Genomic DNA, 14,950 nt, shown 5'->3' with positions numbered 1-14,950 from the left:
TGGTGCGTGGGGGGGGGGGCGGGCCGCCGCGGCCCCGGGGGGGGGGGGCGGGCCGCCCCCCCCCCCGGGGGGGGGCGCCCGCGGGCGGGGGGGGGCCCCCCGGCGGGGGGGGGCCGGCGCCGCCGCCCCGCACGGCGTGGACCTCGCCGACCTGCGCCGGCAGCTGGCCGCCGCCCGGGCCGAGGGACTGCGCCCGCGGGCGCTGTACCTGGTGCCGGACGTGGCCAACCCGAGCGGGGCCAGCCTGCCGCTGGAGCTGCGCCGGGAGCTGCTGGCGCTGGCCGGCGAGGAGGACTTCCTGCTGCTGGAGGACAACCCGTACTGCGTCTTCGCCGGTGAGGAGCGGCTGCCCTCGCTCAAGGCGCTGGACACCGGGCGGCGGGTGGTCCACCTCGGCTCCTTCGCCAAGACGGCCCTGCCGGGCGCCCGGGTCGGGTACGTGGTGGCGGACCAGCTGGTGGCGGACGGGCAGGGCGGCACCGCGCTGTTCGCCGACCTGCTCGGCATGATCAAGAGCATGACCACGGTGAACACCTCGCCGATCGCCCAGGCGGTGATCGGCGGCGCGCTGCTGGAGCACGGCCACAGCCTGCGGGCCGCCAACACCGAGGTGGCCGCGCTCTACCGGCGCAACCTCTCGCTGGTGCTGGAGGGCCTGGCCCGGCGCTTCCCGCCCGGCAGCGGGGTGACCTGGAACGAGCCGCGCGGCGGGTTCTTCCTGGTGCTCACGGTGCCGTGCGTGGTGGACGACGCGCTGCTGGAGCACTCGGCCTCGGAGTACGGGGTGATCTGGACGCCGATGTCGCACTTCTACCCGGGGGCGGGCGGGGAGCACCAACTGCGGCTCTCCGTCAGCCAGGTCGACCCGGCCACCGTCGACCGGGGGCTGGACGGGCTGGCCGCGCTGCTCACCGCGCACTCCTGACCCGTACGGTCCCGGCCCACCCGGAAGGGGCGTCCCGTCGAGGGCGCCCCTTCCGGCGTACGTGTCGACCCCGGATGGTGACGGTGCGCTTCGGCGCGGCCACGCTGGGGCAGTCTCCCGGCGCGAGCACCGCAGCCCACCGAGGAGGACCCATGCCGCACGACGAGAACCGGCCCGCCGGACACCAGCCCACCGAGGAGACCCTGCGCCGCTCGTCCGCCTTCCTCGTCGACGAGGCGCTCGGCTTCGTCTTCCCCGCGGCCCTGCGCGCCGCCGCCGACACCGGGGTGGCCGACGCCCTCGCGGACGGCCCGGCCACCGCCGCCGAACTCGCCGCCGCCACCGGCACGGACGCCCGCAACCTGTACCGGGTGCTGCGCCTGCTCGCCACCCGCGACGTGGTGGCCGAGGACGAGCAGGGCCGCTTCACGCTGACCGAGACCGGGCAGGCGCTGCGCAGCGACGTCCCGTACTCCGCGCGCAGCGCGGTGCGGATGCTCACCGACCGGACCTTCTGGCGGCCGGCCGAGCGGATGGCGCACTGCCTCACCGAGGGCACCACGGCCTTCGACTCCGTCTTCGGGATGCCGTTCTTCGACCACTTCGCCCGGGACGAGGAGACCGCCGCCGTCTTCCACGTCGGCATGGCGGCGATGTCCGACCCGGAGAACGCCCCCGTCGCGGCCGCCTGCGACTTCCCCGACACCGGCACGGTGGTGGACGTCGGCGGCGGCCACGGCGGGCTGCTGCTGGAGGTGCTGCGCCGCAACCCCGGCCTGGAGGGCGTGCTGTACGACCGCGCCCACGTGCTGGCCGGCCACCGGCTGGACGGCGACAAGGAGGTCGCGGGCCGCTGGAGCACGGCGGAGGGCGACTTCTTCACCGGGGTGCCCGCCGGGGACGTCCTGCTGCTCAAGCGGATCACCCACGACTGGGACGACGACCAGTGCGCCACCCTGCTGGGCCACTGTCGGCGCGCCCTGCGCCCCGGCGGCCGGGTGCTGGTCCTGGACGCCGTGGTCCCCCGGGACAACGCGCCCCACCAGGCCAAGACCCTGGACCTGATGATGATGGCCTCGCTCACCGGCCGCGAGCGCACCGAGGCGGACTTCACGGAGCTGTTCGACCGGGCCGGCCTGCGGCTGTCCCGGATCCTGCCCACGGGGACGGTGCTGTCCGTGGTGGAGGCGGTCGCCGCCGACTGAACCGCTCGCCACCGACCGCCTTCGCCCGTCCGTCCGTCCGTCACGTAACCTCCGAGGATGCCCATGAGCGAACGCTTCGCCGCGCTGGACCGACTGGCCGAACAGTGGGGTCTCAGCGGCCTCGAACTCGTCGGCAAGGGGCTGGAGTTCACCGTGTTCCGGGCCCGGGCGCGGGACGGCGCACCGGTCGCCGTCCGGCTCGCGCACCGCCGCTTCGACTCCAACGCCAACGACCCGCACGTGGACACCCGAACCCTGCTCGTCCAGGAGCACGCCATCGCCCGGCACCTGGCCGAGCACGGTCTGCCCGTCGCCCGGGTCCGGGAGCTGGTCCTCGCCGACGACCCCGACTCCCCCGACGTGCTGCTCTCCGACTACGTCCCCGACGACGGCACCCCGCTCGACTCCCACGCCCTCGGGGAGCTCCTCGCCCGGCTCCACCGGGTGCCCCCGCCGCGGCTGCGCCCCGTCGCCGCCGAGGGCGGCACCACCGCCGAGGCCCTCACCGCCCGGATAGCCCGCCGCTGGGCCGAACTCGCCCACCGCGTCGACGACTGGCCCGCGCCCCCGACCCCCGGGCTCCTCGCCCGCCACCTCTCCCCGCTCACCGGGGACAGCCTCCTCCACCTCGACGTCCGCAGCTCCAACATCCGCCGCCACCAGGGCCGCACCACCGCCCTCCTGGACTGGTCGAACGCCCTGCTCGGCACCCCCGCCCTGGAGTTCGGCCGCCTCGCCGAATACGCCCGCTACCCGGAGAACGACCTCGACCTCACCGCCCTGCGCGCCGGCTACGCCACCCTCGCCCCCGTCCCCGCCGAGGACGACCCCTGCCTCCTCGCCTGCCGCCTGGACGCCGCCCTGATGCTCGCCCTGGTCTTCCTCTCCGAAGCCCCCGACCCCGCCCGCGCCCCCACCGCCACCGCCCACGCCCGCGACCTGGCCCTGCGCCTCACCCACGCCTGACGGCCGACAACGCAGAACGCCCGGCCGGGAAACCCCGACCGGGCGTGTCGTACGAGTTCGTCGCAGCCTGACCGAACCAGCGACGTGCCGCATCATCCTGCGGGAACCGTGGGCAGCCGGTGGTCCACCGGCTGCCCACGGTCAGCGTTGTCAGCCGGTCAGCGACCGAGCGAGATCATTTCCTGCTTCCGTGTTGCAGAGCCAGGCGCGGCTGCCCAGCCTGGGCTCCCAGTCGAGACGATCGAGGTCGTCGGTCACCAGCCGGACGACGTCGTCCGTCCCTCCGCCCCACGGCGAGAACCCCTCTTCGACGAGTTCACCGATCCGGATCAAGCCGTTGTCGAGCAGGTGGCGGAGCAGTTCGACGAAAAACGCTCTCCACTGGGGCCCGGCAGTTTCCTCCTTCGCAGCCCAGAGAAGCTGATCGATGGGGACCCAGTCGTCCAGACCTTCGATCAGCACGTCAGCGAAGACTCTGTTGTCAACCATGCGGCAAGTGAACCTTCCGGTCCTTCCCCCCGCTGCCGGGGGAGATGTCGATCGTCGCCCCGTGGGGAGGACTGCTGGACTTCGTCCTCCACTGCACGACGGTGCCGTCCTTGAGCCGGAACACGTCGGGGATGATCGGACCGCGCGCGGGGAGCCGCTCCGCGCCGGCCGTCCAGCGGTCGAAGAGCGCGCGCATCTCCGCCTCGGTGGGGAGTTCCTTGACGTGGTTCTGCTTCCCGCTCGGCAGGCTGTCCCACTCGGACACCCATATGTGGCACACGTCCTCGTCGTTGTGCACCAGGACCGGCGTCTCACCGGCGAGGACGTAGTAGGTGTGGAGGTCCTCGATGGTGAGGTTGTAGGCGGGCTGGAGGGTGTTCCAGTGCCGGACGTCCTCGATGTGCTGGGCCTGGCCGGCCGAGTCGCGCAGTTCGTCGCCGGCCTTGAGGTCGACGGCGTCGATCCACTTCTTCTGGTTCTCGGACCAGAAGGGGTGGTGGTCGGTGCTGGTCAGGGCCTGCCCCGCGCCGATCGAGATGTCCGTGAAGTCACGGTCGTACGGGCCGTAGATGGTGGCCGAGACCCTGCGGGGACCGGTCAGCCCGGTGGTGGGATCGGTGGCGAGGACCTCGTCGCCGATCCGGACCGTCTCGATCGCCCGGGTGGAGCCGTCGGCCATCAGAACGCGGGTGCCGGCCGGGAAGCTGTTCCGCCCGGGGCAGGGCGGAGGCAGCCGTCCGACGAGCTTCTTGATGAACTCGACGGCCTTCTCGCCCCAGGACCCGAACTTCTTGGCCCACTGGGCGAGCTTGGCGACGGCGGCACCGTCACCCACGAGGGGGATCGCACCGATGCAGGAGGTGAGCGCCTCGGTGGTGCGGCCCTCGACGGCGTAGTAGGCGCAGTTGATGAGGTCGGCGACGTCGGCGAGGCCCGGGGCGATCACCCCGCCCGCACCGCCGATGACGTCGAGGGTGAGGTGGACGCTCTCCGAGAACAGGTGGTAGAGGTAACTGACGTTCTCGCTGTCCTCCTTCGCCTTCTTGATCTCCTCCTCGATCGCCGCGATCGAGTCCTGCTTCTGCTTCTCGAGCTGGGCCTGCCTCTCGGCCTCCTTGCGCTCGGCTTCGAGCCTGGCGAGCCGGGCCTTCTCCTCCGCGTCGTACTTGGCCTGGTAGTCCGCGTGGGCCTCGTCGGCGGAGGTCTGGGCGGCCTGGGCGTCCTTGCCCGCCGCCTCGGCGGAGGCACGGGCCTCGCTCGCCGAAACGTTGGCCGCAGCCGCGGCTCCCCGCGCCTGCTTCGCCGACAGATCTGCCTGGTTGGCGGAGTACAGGGCCTTGGCGGCGTCGCGGTTGGCGGAGGCCTTGGCGGCGTTGGCGGCCTTCGCGGCAGCCGCGGCCTGGGCTGCGTCGGCCTGGGCGGCGTCCGCGGCGGCCTGGGCCTTGGCGACGTGCTCGGCGGCGGTGTTGGCCGACGCCTGGGCATTGGCCTCGTAGCCCCTGGCCTCGTTGGCAGCGTCACGGGCGTTGGCGGCGGCGGCCTGGGCCGTGGCCGCGTTCTTCTGGGCGATCGCGGAGACGGCGGTGGCCTCGGCGATCAGGCCCTTGACGTCCGCGACGTGGACGGCGGCGAGCTGGTCCTTCTGCTGGGCGCTGTACTGGCCCTCGGCCACGAAGGCACGCAGGCCCTGCACGGGGCCTTCGAGGGCGATCTTCGCCGCGGCCTTGAGCTCGGGCTCCGTGGTCGGGGCGTCCTCCAGCCGGGTGGCGGTGAGCCGGTCGTCGGCGGCTTGCGCGTCCAACAGGCCCTTGCCCAGGAAGTCCCGCAGGGCGGCGGGCGTGTTGGTCCGCAGCGCGGCGTCGGCGGCGGCCTTGACGGCCGGGCCGGCCTTGTCGCTGATACGGGTGACCGTCAGCCGGTTCTCCGGCGCCGCTGCCTCGTACTGGCCGCTGCTCAGGAATGCGCCGATCTGGGTGGCGTCTCCCTGAAGCGCGGTGTACGCGGCGGTGCGGACCGCATCGTTGCCGGAGTCCGTGTAGATCCGGGTGACGCGGTCGCGCGCGTCACGATCCTCGGCCTCCCGGCGACCGGTCTTGAGGTAGGTGAAGACGGCGCTCTCCGTGCCGGTGAGGGCTGCATCGGCTGCCGAGGCTCCCCACTCCCCGGAGATCTTGCGGGAGATCAGGGCCAGCTTGCGGCCGTCGGTGGCAACCTGCTCCGGCGTGGCGCCCGGCTGGTCGACGGCCTGGGCGAGACGGTCGGCCTCGGCCTTGGCCTTCTGGACGTCCTGGGCGGCCTGGGCGGTCTGCTCCTGCTTCGTCGTCTCGTCGGCCTTGGCCTGGCGGGTCTTCTCCACAGCCGCGGCGGTGCGGTTGGCCAGGTCCTCGACCTCGGTGCGGCGTGCCAGGTCCTGGATGGTGTTGGCCTGGTTCACCGCCTTCTGGGCCTCAGCGGCGAATCCGGAGGCGGCGTTCGCGTGGTCGGTGGACTCCTGCGCGGCGTTCGCGCTCTGGCCCGCGTGGTCGGCGGCGTCCCGGGCGGCCTGCGCCGCGGCGGCAGCGTGACCGGCCGCGGACGCCAGCAGTGCCTTCGCGTTCTCAGCCTGCGTCGCGGCCTCCCCGGCCAGCTGCTGGGAAGCGGCGGCCGCGCGGCCGGCCTCGGCGGCCTGGCGGCGCGTCGCCTCGGCGGCCCGCCGGGCCTTCACCGACTGCCCGCCGGCGCTGTCCGCGTAGGCACCCGCCTGTTCGGCGGAAACCGACGCGGAATCGGCGTTGCCCTTGGCACTCAACGCGGCGCCCGCCGCGTCCTTGCTGCTCTTGGCGGCCTCGTCCGCCTTGACGAGCGTGGCATTCGCCTCCGCGAGGAGCTTGCCCGCGGCAGTGGCGGCATCGGCGGCGACCCGCGCCTCGTGCGCCTTCGTCGCGTCGCCGGCCGCGGCAGCAGCAGCGGTCCGCGCGTTGGCCGCGGCTCGCTCCGCCCCGGCGGCCGCGGCGGCCGCGTTCGACGCCGCGTAGGCGGCGGCCCTCGCGGAGGCATTGGCCGCGCGGGCCGCCGTCATCGCCGTCTGCGCCGCCGCACCGGCCCGCTCGGCCGCCGTCGCGGCCTTGTTCGCCGCCTCGGTGGCCTTGGCCGTGTCGTTTCCGGCCTGCTGGGTCTCGACCGCAGCGAGGGCGGCGTCCCTCTTGGCGTCCTCCGACCTCTTGACGGCCGTCACCTGGGCGTCGATCGCCGCGGCCGTCTCCTGGGCCGCCTGCGCGCCCGCATCCTTCGTCTGCTGGACCAGCTGCGCGATGCTCGCGCGCTCCTGGTCACGGTTCTGCGCGATGTACTGGCCGACCGCGAGGAAGTCGCGGACGTCCTCGATGGACCCGTTCAGCGCCGCGCGTGCCGCAGCCTGGGTGTTCGTCCCGCCCGCGCTCAGGATCTGGACCAGCTTGACCCGGTCGTCGGCATCCTTGGCGGTGAACTGGCCTTCGGTCAGGAAACGCTGCAGGTCGTCGCTGCTGTTGCTGCGCAGCGCCGCGTCACCGGCGGCCTGGATACCGCGTCCGGCGCCCGTCGCAGGGTCGGTGAGCCGGGCGATCATCAGGCGCCGGTCCGCGTCCAGCGCGGCTTGCCAACCGCTCTCGAGGAACGTACGCAGCTCGTCGGCAGTGCCGCCGATGGCCTTGTCCGCGGCTTCGCGGACCTTCGGCCCGCCCACGCTCTCGATCTGTGAGGCGGCCAGCAGGTCGTCCAGGTGCTGCGCCCCGGCGAGTTCGTTGTCGACGAACTGCTTCACATCCTGGTCGGACCCGGCCAGCGCGGCCTCGGCAAGCTGGTGGACACGGGGACCACCGTCGAGCCACGCCTCCAGGGCGAGCTCGCGCGCACTCTGCTCGACCTGCCCGCCGGCCGGTTCAACGGCAGCGGCATTCGGAATGCCCGCCCCCACCAGACCCGCCGCCAGGGCGAGCGGCAGCAGGCTCAGGGAGAGCCTGCCCAGCAGCGGCGGCCTCCCCCTCCTCCGCCGTCGTGAGCCGGATATCGAATGGTGCATCAGAACCTCCGCTGTCGGCGCCGGCCAATCCCGGCCGCAGCGGAGCCTACGACAAATGAAACCCCAACAGAACGCCTACGAAGTCACGAAGTTGCACGCAAAGCGAACGCAATGAGACCCCCGGTCACGGGCATAGCCAATCAAAAGCAACACACCATCAGGAACCCCCCATTGCCTTGGAAATCATGACATCTCATCCAAGTTGACCATGGAAACAGTTGTCGAGCCGTCGGCGCATCTGCTTCGATGGGCTCGATTCCACCAGGGGGCGACAAAGGCGGCATCCCATCCGACACGAGCACGCCCACAGGGATTGACGCATTGTCACCGCAGGTCGGTTCGCCTGACATTCGGGCCGGTTCGCACCAATCCGTGGATCTGCCCATCAGGGCAACACCAGATGAACGAAAAGGATTAGGCATGGCAAAGCACGTGTCCCGCTGGCTTGTTGGCGGCACCATCGCTCTGGCCGCGACGCTGGGCGCCACCGCGCTCGCCTCCGCCGATGGCTCCCCCGCGGACAACTCGACCGCGCCGGTGGCGGTCGAGGACTTCAACCACCCCGGCCCGGCCCCGTACCCGAACGTCAAGCTGCTGCGCGGCGACGGCCACATCATGCTGTCCGACTGCGCCGTGGACAACCAGATCAGCGTGCTCAGCTTCGACCTGCCCAACAGCAGCGGCAACCAGATCTGCTTCCGCGCCACCAGCAGCACCGGCTACCTCGCCCTCGAGGTGCCCAACGTCTTCCGCATCCGCACCGACAACTACTCGGTCAACGCCAAGCTCACCACCGTCGACGGCACCCAGAGCGTCGACATCGCCAAGGGCACCGCCGCCAGCGTCGGCATCGGCAGCGGCACCGGCAACGGCAAGCCCGCCGCGCTCCTCGAACTGCGCATCACCGGCTGACCCCCACCGGCACCGCTCCCCACCGGCCCCGCTCACCTTTCCCGATGGAGCCCCAGGTGACCCACACCCCCCTCCGCGACACCCGGAGGACCGGCCGCACCACCGCACGCCGGTGGCTCGCCGCCGCCGCCGTGACCGCGACCGCCCTCGCCGGAGCCACCGCGATCGCCTCCGCCGACACCACCCCGCCCCCCGCCGACAACTCCGCCGCACCCCCGGCCGTCGAGGACTTCACCTACCCCGGCGCCGACACCGTCACCAAGGTCAAACTGGGACGCGGCGACGGCCACATCCTGCTCGGCGACTGCGCCAAGCCCACCCAGATCCAGATCTGGACCCGCGCCCCGGGCAACCCGGACAACCGGATCTGCTTCACCGTCGCCGGCACCACCGGCACCCTCACCCTCCAGCTGCCCGACGTCTTCGCCGTCCAGACCAGCGGCGGACGCTCACTGAAGGTCGGCCTCACCGTCGACGGAGCCGCCCAGACCCTCGACGTCCCCAAGGACGGCTTCAAGGGCATCGGCGAAGGCACCAGCGGCAACCCGGCCGGCATCACCGAGCTCACCGTCACCGGCTGACAGCCACCGCCCGCATCCACGCACCAACCTCTCACCTCCGGGAACACACATGCTTCGCAACTCCTCGCCCCGCAACCTGCGGGCGGGCGCCCTGGCCACCGTCATCGCCGCCGGCGCCCTGACCACCCTCGCCACGCCCCCGGCCGGCGCAGTCGTCGGCGACGCCGCCGCCGACGGCTCGTACGCCTTCGCCGCGCGTCTGGCGATCGGTGACAACGTGCGGTCCTGCACCGGCGCGCTGGTGGACCGCTCCTGGGTGCTCACCGCCGCGTCCTGCTTCGCCGACGACCCGGCGCAGCCGCAGGCGCTGGCGGCGGGCGCGCCGAAGTGGAAGACGACCGTGACCGTCGGCGGCAAGTCGGCGGAGGTTTCCGCGCTGGTTCCGCGTGCCGACCGTGATCTGGTGATGGCCCGTCTGGCCACGCCCGTCGACGGTGTCGCCACGCTGCCGGTGGCCACCGCCGCGCCCGTCGCCGGGCAGACGCTGAAGGTGCCCGCCTACGGGCGGACCAAGGACGAGTGGGTGCCGAACAAGCTGCACAGCGGCGCGTTCAGCCTGGACACCGTGAGCGCGACCGGCATCGGCACCACCGGCACGGGCGGCGCGGCGATCTGCAAGGGCGACACCGGTGCCCCGGTGGTCCGCGAGGTCAACGGCAAGGCCGAGCTGGTGGCCGTCGCCTCCCGCTCCTGGCAGGGCGGCTGCGTGGGCGTGCCCGCCACCGAGACCCGCACCGGCGCCTACAACTCCCGTACCGACGACGTCGCCGGCTGGGTGCAGCAGGTCCGCGCGACGGCCGTGGGCTGGAAGACCCAGGCCCTGGTGCGCAGCGACGCCAACCTCTACTTCGCGTCCCGCCTCTACGACGGCTCCTGGACCCCGTACGAGGACGTCCAGGCCGCGGCCGGGAACATCGGTGGTGTGCGGGCCGCCTCCTCGGTCGGCATCAACGGTGACACCCATGTCGTCGCGCTCGGTGGTGACGGGCACCTGCACTACGCCGTGCACAACCTCGACGGCGGCTGGGGGCAGAAGTTCGTCGACCTGAACACGACGGTGTCCGACCTCGGCAACATCACCCAGGTGACCGTCGCCTCCGTCGGCGGTGACCTGCACGTGGTCGTCGTCGCGGACGGCTACCTGTTCCACAACGTCCGCTCGGAGAACGGGCAGTGGACGTCGTTCAAGGTGGTCACCGACGTGACCGGTCCGCTGAGCGGGATCACGTCGATCTCGGCGGCCGGTGCCGCGGGCGGGGAGCTGCACATCGCCGCCGTGTCGGGCGGGAAGGTCTACCACACGGCCCGTTTCGCCACCGGAAGCTGGTCCCGCTGGGGCTCGGTCGCCGAGGCCGCCGGTGCCACCGCTCCGGTGAGCGCGGTTGCCGTCACCCGGCAGAACAACGACCTCAACCTCGCCCTGATCGCGAGCGACGGCCAGTACCACACCATGCGCTACGCCAGCGGCAGCTGGCAGCCGGTCAGGTCGCTCGGCAGCGTCGTCGGGAACGTCGCCGGTACCGGCATCAGCGCCGCCACCGTCGACACCGACGCCGTGTTCGCCGTCACCACCAACGACAACAAGGTCCTGCTCACCGCCCGCCACGCCGACGGCGGCTGGGACGCCCCCGAGAACCTCAACCTCACCGCGATCCCCGGCAACCACACCGGAACCGTGATCACCAGCTCCCTCTGACCGGTGGTTCACCGAGCGTCCTGGTGTGGGAGCGGACACGCTCCCACACCAGGACGCTCTCGCCATGTCCGAGGGCGGCCGGCTGCTCCTGCCGAATCCGGCCGGTCCTGTGGACGTCACCACACGGCGGGCGAACCCGTCTATCCTGGGCGGCACTTCGCCTCTTGCGGGACCCCGCCGACGGTGGCCGCGGCGGCGGGTCCGCGGACGGAGCGCGGCCCGGGAGGGCGGTGCCCCCGGCGACGGGCAGGAGCCGGACGGCGGGTGGGAAAACCGGCGGTGCAGCTTGCTGCCACCGTGACGGGCTGTCCTCGGGCGCGCCGCGGGGTCATGCTGACCCTGGGCCCGTCGACACCGCGGCCGCCGAGCAGCCGGGTGAGGGAACCACCATGACCATCGAGAGCACCGCGATCGTCGCCCCGGCACCCGCCGCGGCGCCGGTCCGCCGGGGCGTGCGGCACCTGGTGCACTGCCCTCCCTCGTGGGACCGCTACCTGCTCGCGGCCCCCGCCACCGGCGAGGACCGCTTCCTGCTCACCGGCGACATGCCCGGCGACCACCCGCTGTTCAACGACGGGCCCGGCCAATTCCACGACCCGCTGGTGGTCGCCGAAGCCCTCCAGGAGACCGGCGAGTTCATCGGCCGCCAGTACTTCGGCATCGCCGCCGACCGGCCCGGACTCTACCAGCGGTTCGGCCTGCGGCTCACCGATCTCGCCGCCTGGCGCACCGGCCCCGACCCGGCCCGGATGACCGTCGAACTGTGGGCCGCCCCCACCGGCACCGCGTCCGGGGCGCCGTCCGGACTGGACCTGCGGCTGGACGTCTCGCTGGACGACGTGCCGTGCGCGACCGGCGCCGCGGCCCTCGCGTTCGCCCCGGCCACCCGCGGCGGCCCCGGCTGGCCGCTGCGGGCCGCCTGGCCGGCCCCGGCCGTGCGGCCGGTCACCCCGGCCGAGGTCGGCCGGCTCGACCCGGCCAACGTGGTCGTCGCCGAACCCACCCCGGCGCCCAGCGGCCGGCTCAGCACCTGGGTGCTGCCCAGCCGGCAGAACCCGGCGCTCGGCGCCGCCGCCGGCGGACGGCTGTCCGGCACTCTGCTGCTGGAGGCCGTACGGCAGTGCGCGGTGCTGACCGCCGGACGGGCCGTCGGGCTGGTGCCCGAGCGGTCCGTGCCGGCCGGCTGCGAGATCCGTTTCCACGGCCGGCCCAGGTCCGCCTCGCCGCTGCGCTGCGCGGCCGTCCCCGGGGCGCTCGACCGGGACGCGGCCGGCCGGCCCGCCGTCCCGGTCACCGTCACCCTGGTCCAGGACCGGGTGACCGTCGGGGAGGCCCGGACGCTCGTCGTCCAGGACTTCTGAGGGGGACGGACTCCACGGGGGACGGACGAGGTGGCAGACGGGGGCGTCGCCGCGGGGAGCGGATGACGGGCGGAGCAGACGGGGGGCAGGGGTGAGGTTCCGGATCCTGGGACCGATGGAGATCGAGGGGGACGGGGGACCGGCGGTACCGCTCACCCCGGGGCCCCCGAAGGTGCGGACCGTCCTGGGCACCCTGCTGGTGCAGGCCAACCAGGTCGTGACGGTCGACACCCTGGTGGCCGAGCTGTGGCGGGACGCGCCGCCGCGCACCGTCAGCACCACGCTCCAGGTCTACATCTCCCAGCTGCGCAAGCTGCTGGACGCCGCCGCCCCCGGGCGCGGACGCGACCTCCTGCTCACCCACGCCCGCGGCTACCGGCTCGCCGTCGAGGAGGGCGGGCTCGACCTGGCCGCCCTGGAGGACCTGCACCGCCGCGGCCGGGAGGCCCTGGCCGCCGGCGACCACCGCGACGCCGCCGACCTCTACCGCAGGGCCGCGGCTCTGCGGCGCGGCCCGCTGCTCTCCGACACCCCGCACGGCCCGCTGCTGGAGTCCGTCGCCACCCAGCTCGCCGAGGCCGAGAGCACCGCCCTCGCCCACCGGATCCACGCCGACCTGCAACTCGGCCGGCACCACGAACTGATCGGCGAACTGCGCACGCTCACCGCGCGGTACCCGCTGCGCGAGGAGCTGCACGAGCACCTGCTGCTCGCCCTCTACCGGGCCGGCCGGCAGGCCGAGGCCCTCCAGGCCTTCGCCGCGCTGCGCACCCACCTGGTCGCCGAACTCGGCGTCGAACCCGGCCCGTCGGTGCAGCGGCTGCACGGGCGGATCCTCACCGGCGACCCCGGGCTGCTGCGCACCCCGGAGCCGGCGGCGGGCGGCCCCGCCACGCCGCGCGGGCCGGCCGCCGAGCCGCCCGACGTCCGGGCCGGCACCGCGCTGCCCGCCGCCGACCCGGCCTTCACCGGCCGCGGGCCCGCCCTGGCCCTGGTCGAGGAGTTCCTGCGGAACGCGCCCGCCGGCGCGTTCGTCGCGATCGCCGGCCAGCCCGGGGTGGGCAAGACCGCCCTCGCCCTGGAGGCCGCCCACCGCAGCGGGCCCGCCTTCCCCGACGGCCGGCTCTTCCTCGACCTCCAGCCCGAGCCCGGCCGGCCGCTGGGCGCGGTCGAGGCGGTCACCGCCCTGCTGCGCCGGCTCGGGGTCCGGCCGGCCGCCGGCGCCGGCGCCGGAGAGCTCCTGGACACCTGGCAGCAGGAACTGACCGGGCGCCGGCTGCTGCTGGTGCTGGACAACGTCGACTCCGAGGCGCAGCTGCGCCCGTTGCTGCCCGGCACCCCGGGCAGCGCCGCGATCGTCACCGGCCGCCGGCTGCCGGTGGGGCTCGGCGGGATCCGGCCGGTGGTGCTGGACGTGCCCGATCCGGCCGAGTCCCGGCGGCTGTTCGCCGCGGTGGCGGGCCACGGGCGGGAGGCGGCCGAGCCGGAGGCCGTCACCGAGCTGCTGGAGCTGTGCGGCCACCTGCCGCTCGCCGTCCGGATCGCCGGGGCCCAGCTGACGGCCCGTCCGCACTGGAGCGCGGCCACGCTGGTGGAGCGGCTGCGCGAGGAGCGGACCCGGCTCGGCGAGCTGCGGATCGGCGGGCTCGACGCGCGGGCCGCGCTGGTGCGCGCCTACCGCGACGCCGGTCCGGTGCTGCGGTGGGCGTTCCGGCTGCTCGGGCTGCTGCCGGCCGGGCCGTTCGGGCCGGCCGCGGCGGACGCCGTGCTGGGGCTGCCGCGCTCGGAGACCACCCGGCTGCTGGACGAACTGGTCGACGACCGGCTGCTGGTGGCGGGCCCCGAGCAGGGGCGCTACCGGCTGCCGGAGCTGCTGCGGGTGCTGGCCGTGGAACGGCTGGCGGACGAGGAGGGGCCCGCGGAGGCCGCGGCCGCCGTGGAGCGGCTCTGCACGGAGTACGCCCGGGCCGCCACCCAGGTCACCGCCGTACTGACGCACGGCCTGTCGGCCGACGGCGCCCGGTGGGACACCGCCCAGCTGCGGCCCTCCGACTGGTTCACCCGGGAACGTGACGCGCTGGTCCGGGCCGTCCGGCAGGCCCACGGGTACGGCCGCTGGGCCGCGGTGGTACGGCTCGCGGGCGCGCTGCGCGGCCACCTCGAGGCGCACGCCGACTGGGGCGCCTGGGCGCGGACGCACACCCTCGCCCTCGACGCGGCCCGCCGCTGCGGCGACCGCGCCGCCGAGGGCCGCCTGCTCCGCTCCCTCGGTGACCTCGCCTGGGAGCAGCGGCGCCCGGCCCAGGCCGAGGAGCGCTACGAGCTGGCCCGGCGGATCACGGAGGAGACCGGCGACCGCGCCGAACTCGCCCTCACCCTGGTGGGGCTGGCCGAACTCCGGTGCGACCGCGGCGAGTTCGGCGCGGCGGCGGAGCTGCTCGCGGCCGCCCCCGACGTCGCCGAACCGCGCCCCCGGTTCGAGGTGCGGCGCGCGCTGGCCCTGCTGGCCCTGGCGGGCGAGGACCACCTCGGCGCCCTCGCCCACTTCACCGCCTGCCGCGACCTCGCCCTCGCCCTGCACGACCGGCGGCTGGAGTCCTTCGCCCGCCGCGCGATCCACGCGCTGCACGGCGACCGGCCGGCCGCGGCCCGGCCCGTCGAGTTCCGCCCCGGCGTCTGGCGCCTTCCCCGGCCGGCCCCGTACGTCCTGCGCTGACCCGCCGGGGCCGGGACCGGGGGCAGGACGACGCGGCCGGGCCGGACGACGGTGGTCGTC

At 74.3% G+C, this 14,950-nt stretch carries 10 protein-coding genes; 8 read left to right on the top strand and 2 right to left on the bottom strand.

Going from position 1 to position 14,950, the window contains the following annotated elements; all coding sequences use genetic code 11:
* The 3 genes from ACGF0D_RS40480 to ACGF0D_RS40470 form a co-directional block, all read left to right on the top strand.
* On the top strand, positions 1–925 hold a 925-nt coding region (locus ACGF0D_RS40480), incomplete at its 5' end, for an aminotransferase class I/II-fold pyridoxal phosphate-dependent enzyme (protein WP_392925210.1).
* Positions 926–1,077: 152 nt separating this feature from the next.
* A complete protein-coding gene (locus ACGF0D_RS40475; RefSeq protein WP_392925208.1) occupies positions 1,078–2,130 on the top strand; it encodes a methyltransferase in 1,053 nt (350 codons plus the stop codon).
* A 57-nt stretch (positions 2,131–2,187) separates the two neighbouring features.
* Positions 2,188–3,096, top strand: coding sequence for a phosphotransferase family protein (locus tag ACGF0D_RS40470; protein WP_392925207.1), 909 nt, complete (start codon positions 2,188–2,190; stop codon positions 3,094–3,096).
* 150 nt (positions 3,097–3,246) lie between these two features.
* Here ACGF0D_RS40470 and ACGF0D_RS40465 read toward each other — a convergent pair whose 3' ends face one another.
* Together ACGF0D_RS40465 and ACGF0D_RS40460 are read right to left on the bottom strand one after the other, a co-directional pair.
* Positions 3,247–3,585 (bottom strand): hypothetical protein, encoded by a 339-nt coding sequence (locus ACGF0D_RS40465; protein ID WP_392925205.1) that lies wholly within the window; start codon positions 3,583–3,585, stop codon positions 3,247–3,249.
* Complete coding sequence (locus ACGF0D_RS40460; RefSeq protein ID WP_392925203.1) at positions 3,578–7,624, bottom strand: polymorphic toxin-type HINT domain-containing protein; 4,047 nt, start codon at positions 7,622–7,624, stop codon at positions 3,578–3,580. Before ACGF0D_RS40460 ends, ACGF0D_RS40465 begins: the two co-directional genes overlap by 8 nt.
* 420 nt (positions 7,625–8,044) lie before the next feature.
* On the opposite strand from ACGF0D_RS40460, the gene ACGF0D_RS40455 reads away from it, so the two are divergent.
* From ACGF0D_RS40455 to ACGF0D_RS40435, 5 genes are all read left to right on the top strand, one after another.
* Entirely contained in the window at positions 8,045–8,536 is a 492-nt protein-coding gene (locus tag ACGF0D_RS40455) for a hypothetical protein (RefSeq protein WP_392925201.1), read from the top strand.
* A 56-nt stretch (positions 8,537–8,592) separates the two neighbouring features.
* Entirely contained in the window at positions 8,593–9,117 is a 525-nt protein-coding gene (locus ACGF0D_RS40450; RefSeq protein ID WP_392925199.1) for a hypothetical protein, read from the top strand.
* A 49-nt stretch (positions 9,118–9,166) separates the two neighbouring features.
* Entirely contained in the window at positions 9,167–10,813 is a 1,647-nt protein-coding gene (locus tag ACGF0D_RS40445) for a trypsin-like serine protease (protein ID WP_392925197.1), read from the top strand.
* A 389-nt stretch (positions 10,814–11,202) separates the two neighbouring features.
* A complete protein-coding gene (locus ACGF0D_RS40440; RefSeq protein WP_392872660.1) occupies positions 11,203–12,174 on the top strand; it encodes an AfsA-related hotdog domain-containing protein in 972 nt (323 codons plus the stop codon).
* A 115-nt stretch (positions 12,175–12,289) separates the two neighbouring features.
* Positions 12,290–14,890 (top strand): BTAD domain-containing putative transcriptional regulator, encoded by a 2,601-nt coding sequence (locus ACGF0D_RS40435; RefSeq protein ID WP_392925195.1) that lies wholly within the window; start codon positions 12,290–12,292, stop codon positions 14,888–14,890.
* Positions 14,891–14,950 lie beyond the last annotated feature (60 nt).

This window comes from Kitasatospora sp. NPDC048298, from assembly GCF_043201465.1.
GTDB lineage: Bacteria > Actinomycetota > Actinomycetes > Streptomycetales > Streptomycetaceae > Kitasatospora.
The sequence above is the reverse complement of the archived record's forward strand: the minus strand, read 5'-3'. Positions and strand labels throughout refer to the sequence as shown.

What these genes read in the sequence shown, in the direction of transcription:
- ACGF0D_RS40475 (WP_392925208.1), top strand. Translation starts at nt 1,078, where the DNA reads ATGCCGCACGACGAGAACCGGCCCGCCGGACACCAGCCCACCGAGGAG.
- ACGF0D_RS40445 (WP_392925197.1), top strand. Translation starts at nt 9,167, where the DNA reads ATGCTTCGCAACTCCTCGCCCCGCAACCTGCGGGCGGGCGCCCTGGCC.
- ACGF0D_RS40470 (WP_392925207.1), top strand. Translation starts at nt 2,188, where the DNA reads ATGCCCATGAGCGAACGCTTCGCCGCGCTGGACCGACTGGCCGAACAG.
- ACGF0D_RS40455 (WP_392925201.1), top strand. Translation starts at nt 8,045, where the DNA reads ATGGCAAAGCACGTGTCCCGCTGGCTTGTTGGCGGCACCATCGCTCTG.
- ACGF0D_RS40435 (WP_392925195.1), top strand. Translation starts at nt 12,290, where the DNA reads ATGGAGATCGAGGGGGACGGGGGACCGGCGGTACCGCTCACCCCGGGG.
- ACGF0D_RS40460 (WP_392925203.1), bottom strand. Translation starts at nt 7,624, where the DNA reads ATGCACCATTCGATATCCGGCTCACGACGGCGGAGGAGGGGGAGGCCG.
- ACGF0D_RS40440 (WP_392872660.1), top strand. Translation starts at nt 11,203, where the DNA reads ATGACCATCGAGAGCACCGCGATCGTCGCCCCGGCACCCGCCGCGGCG.
- ACGF0D_RS40465 (WP_392925205.1), bottom strand. Translation starts at nt 3,585, where the DNA reads ATGGTTGACAACAGAGTCTTCGCTGACGTGCTGATCGAAGGTCTGGAC.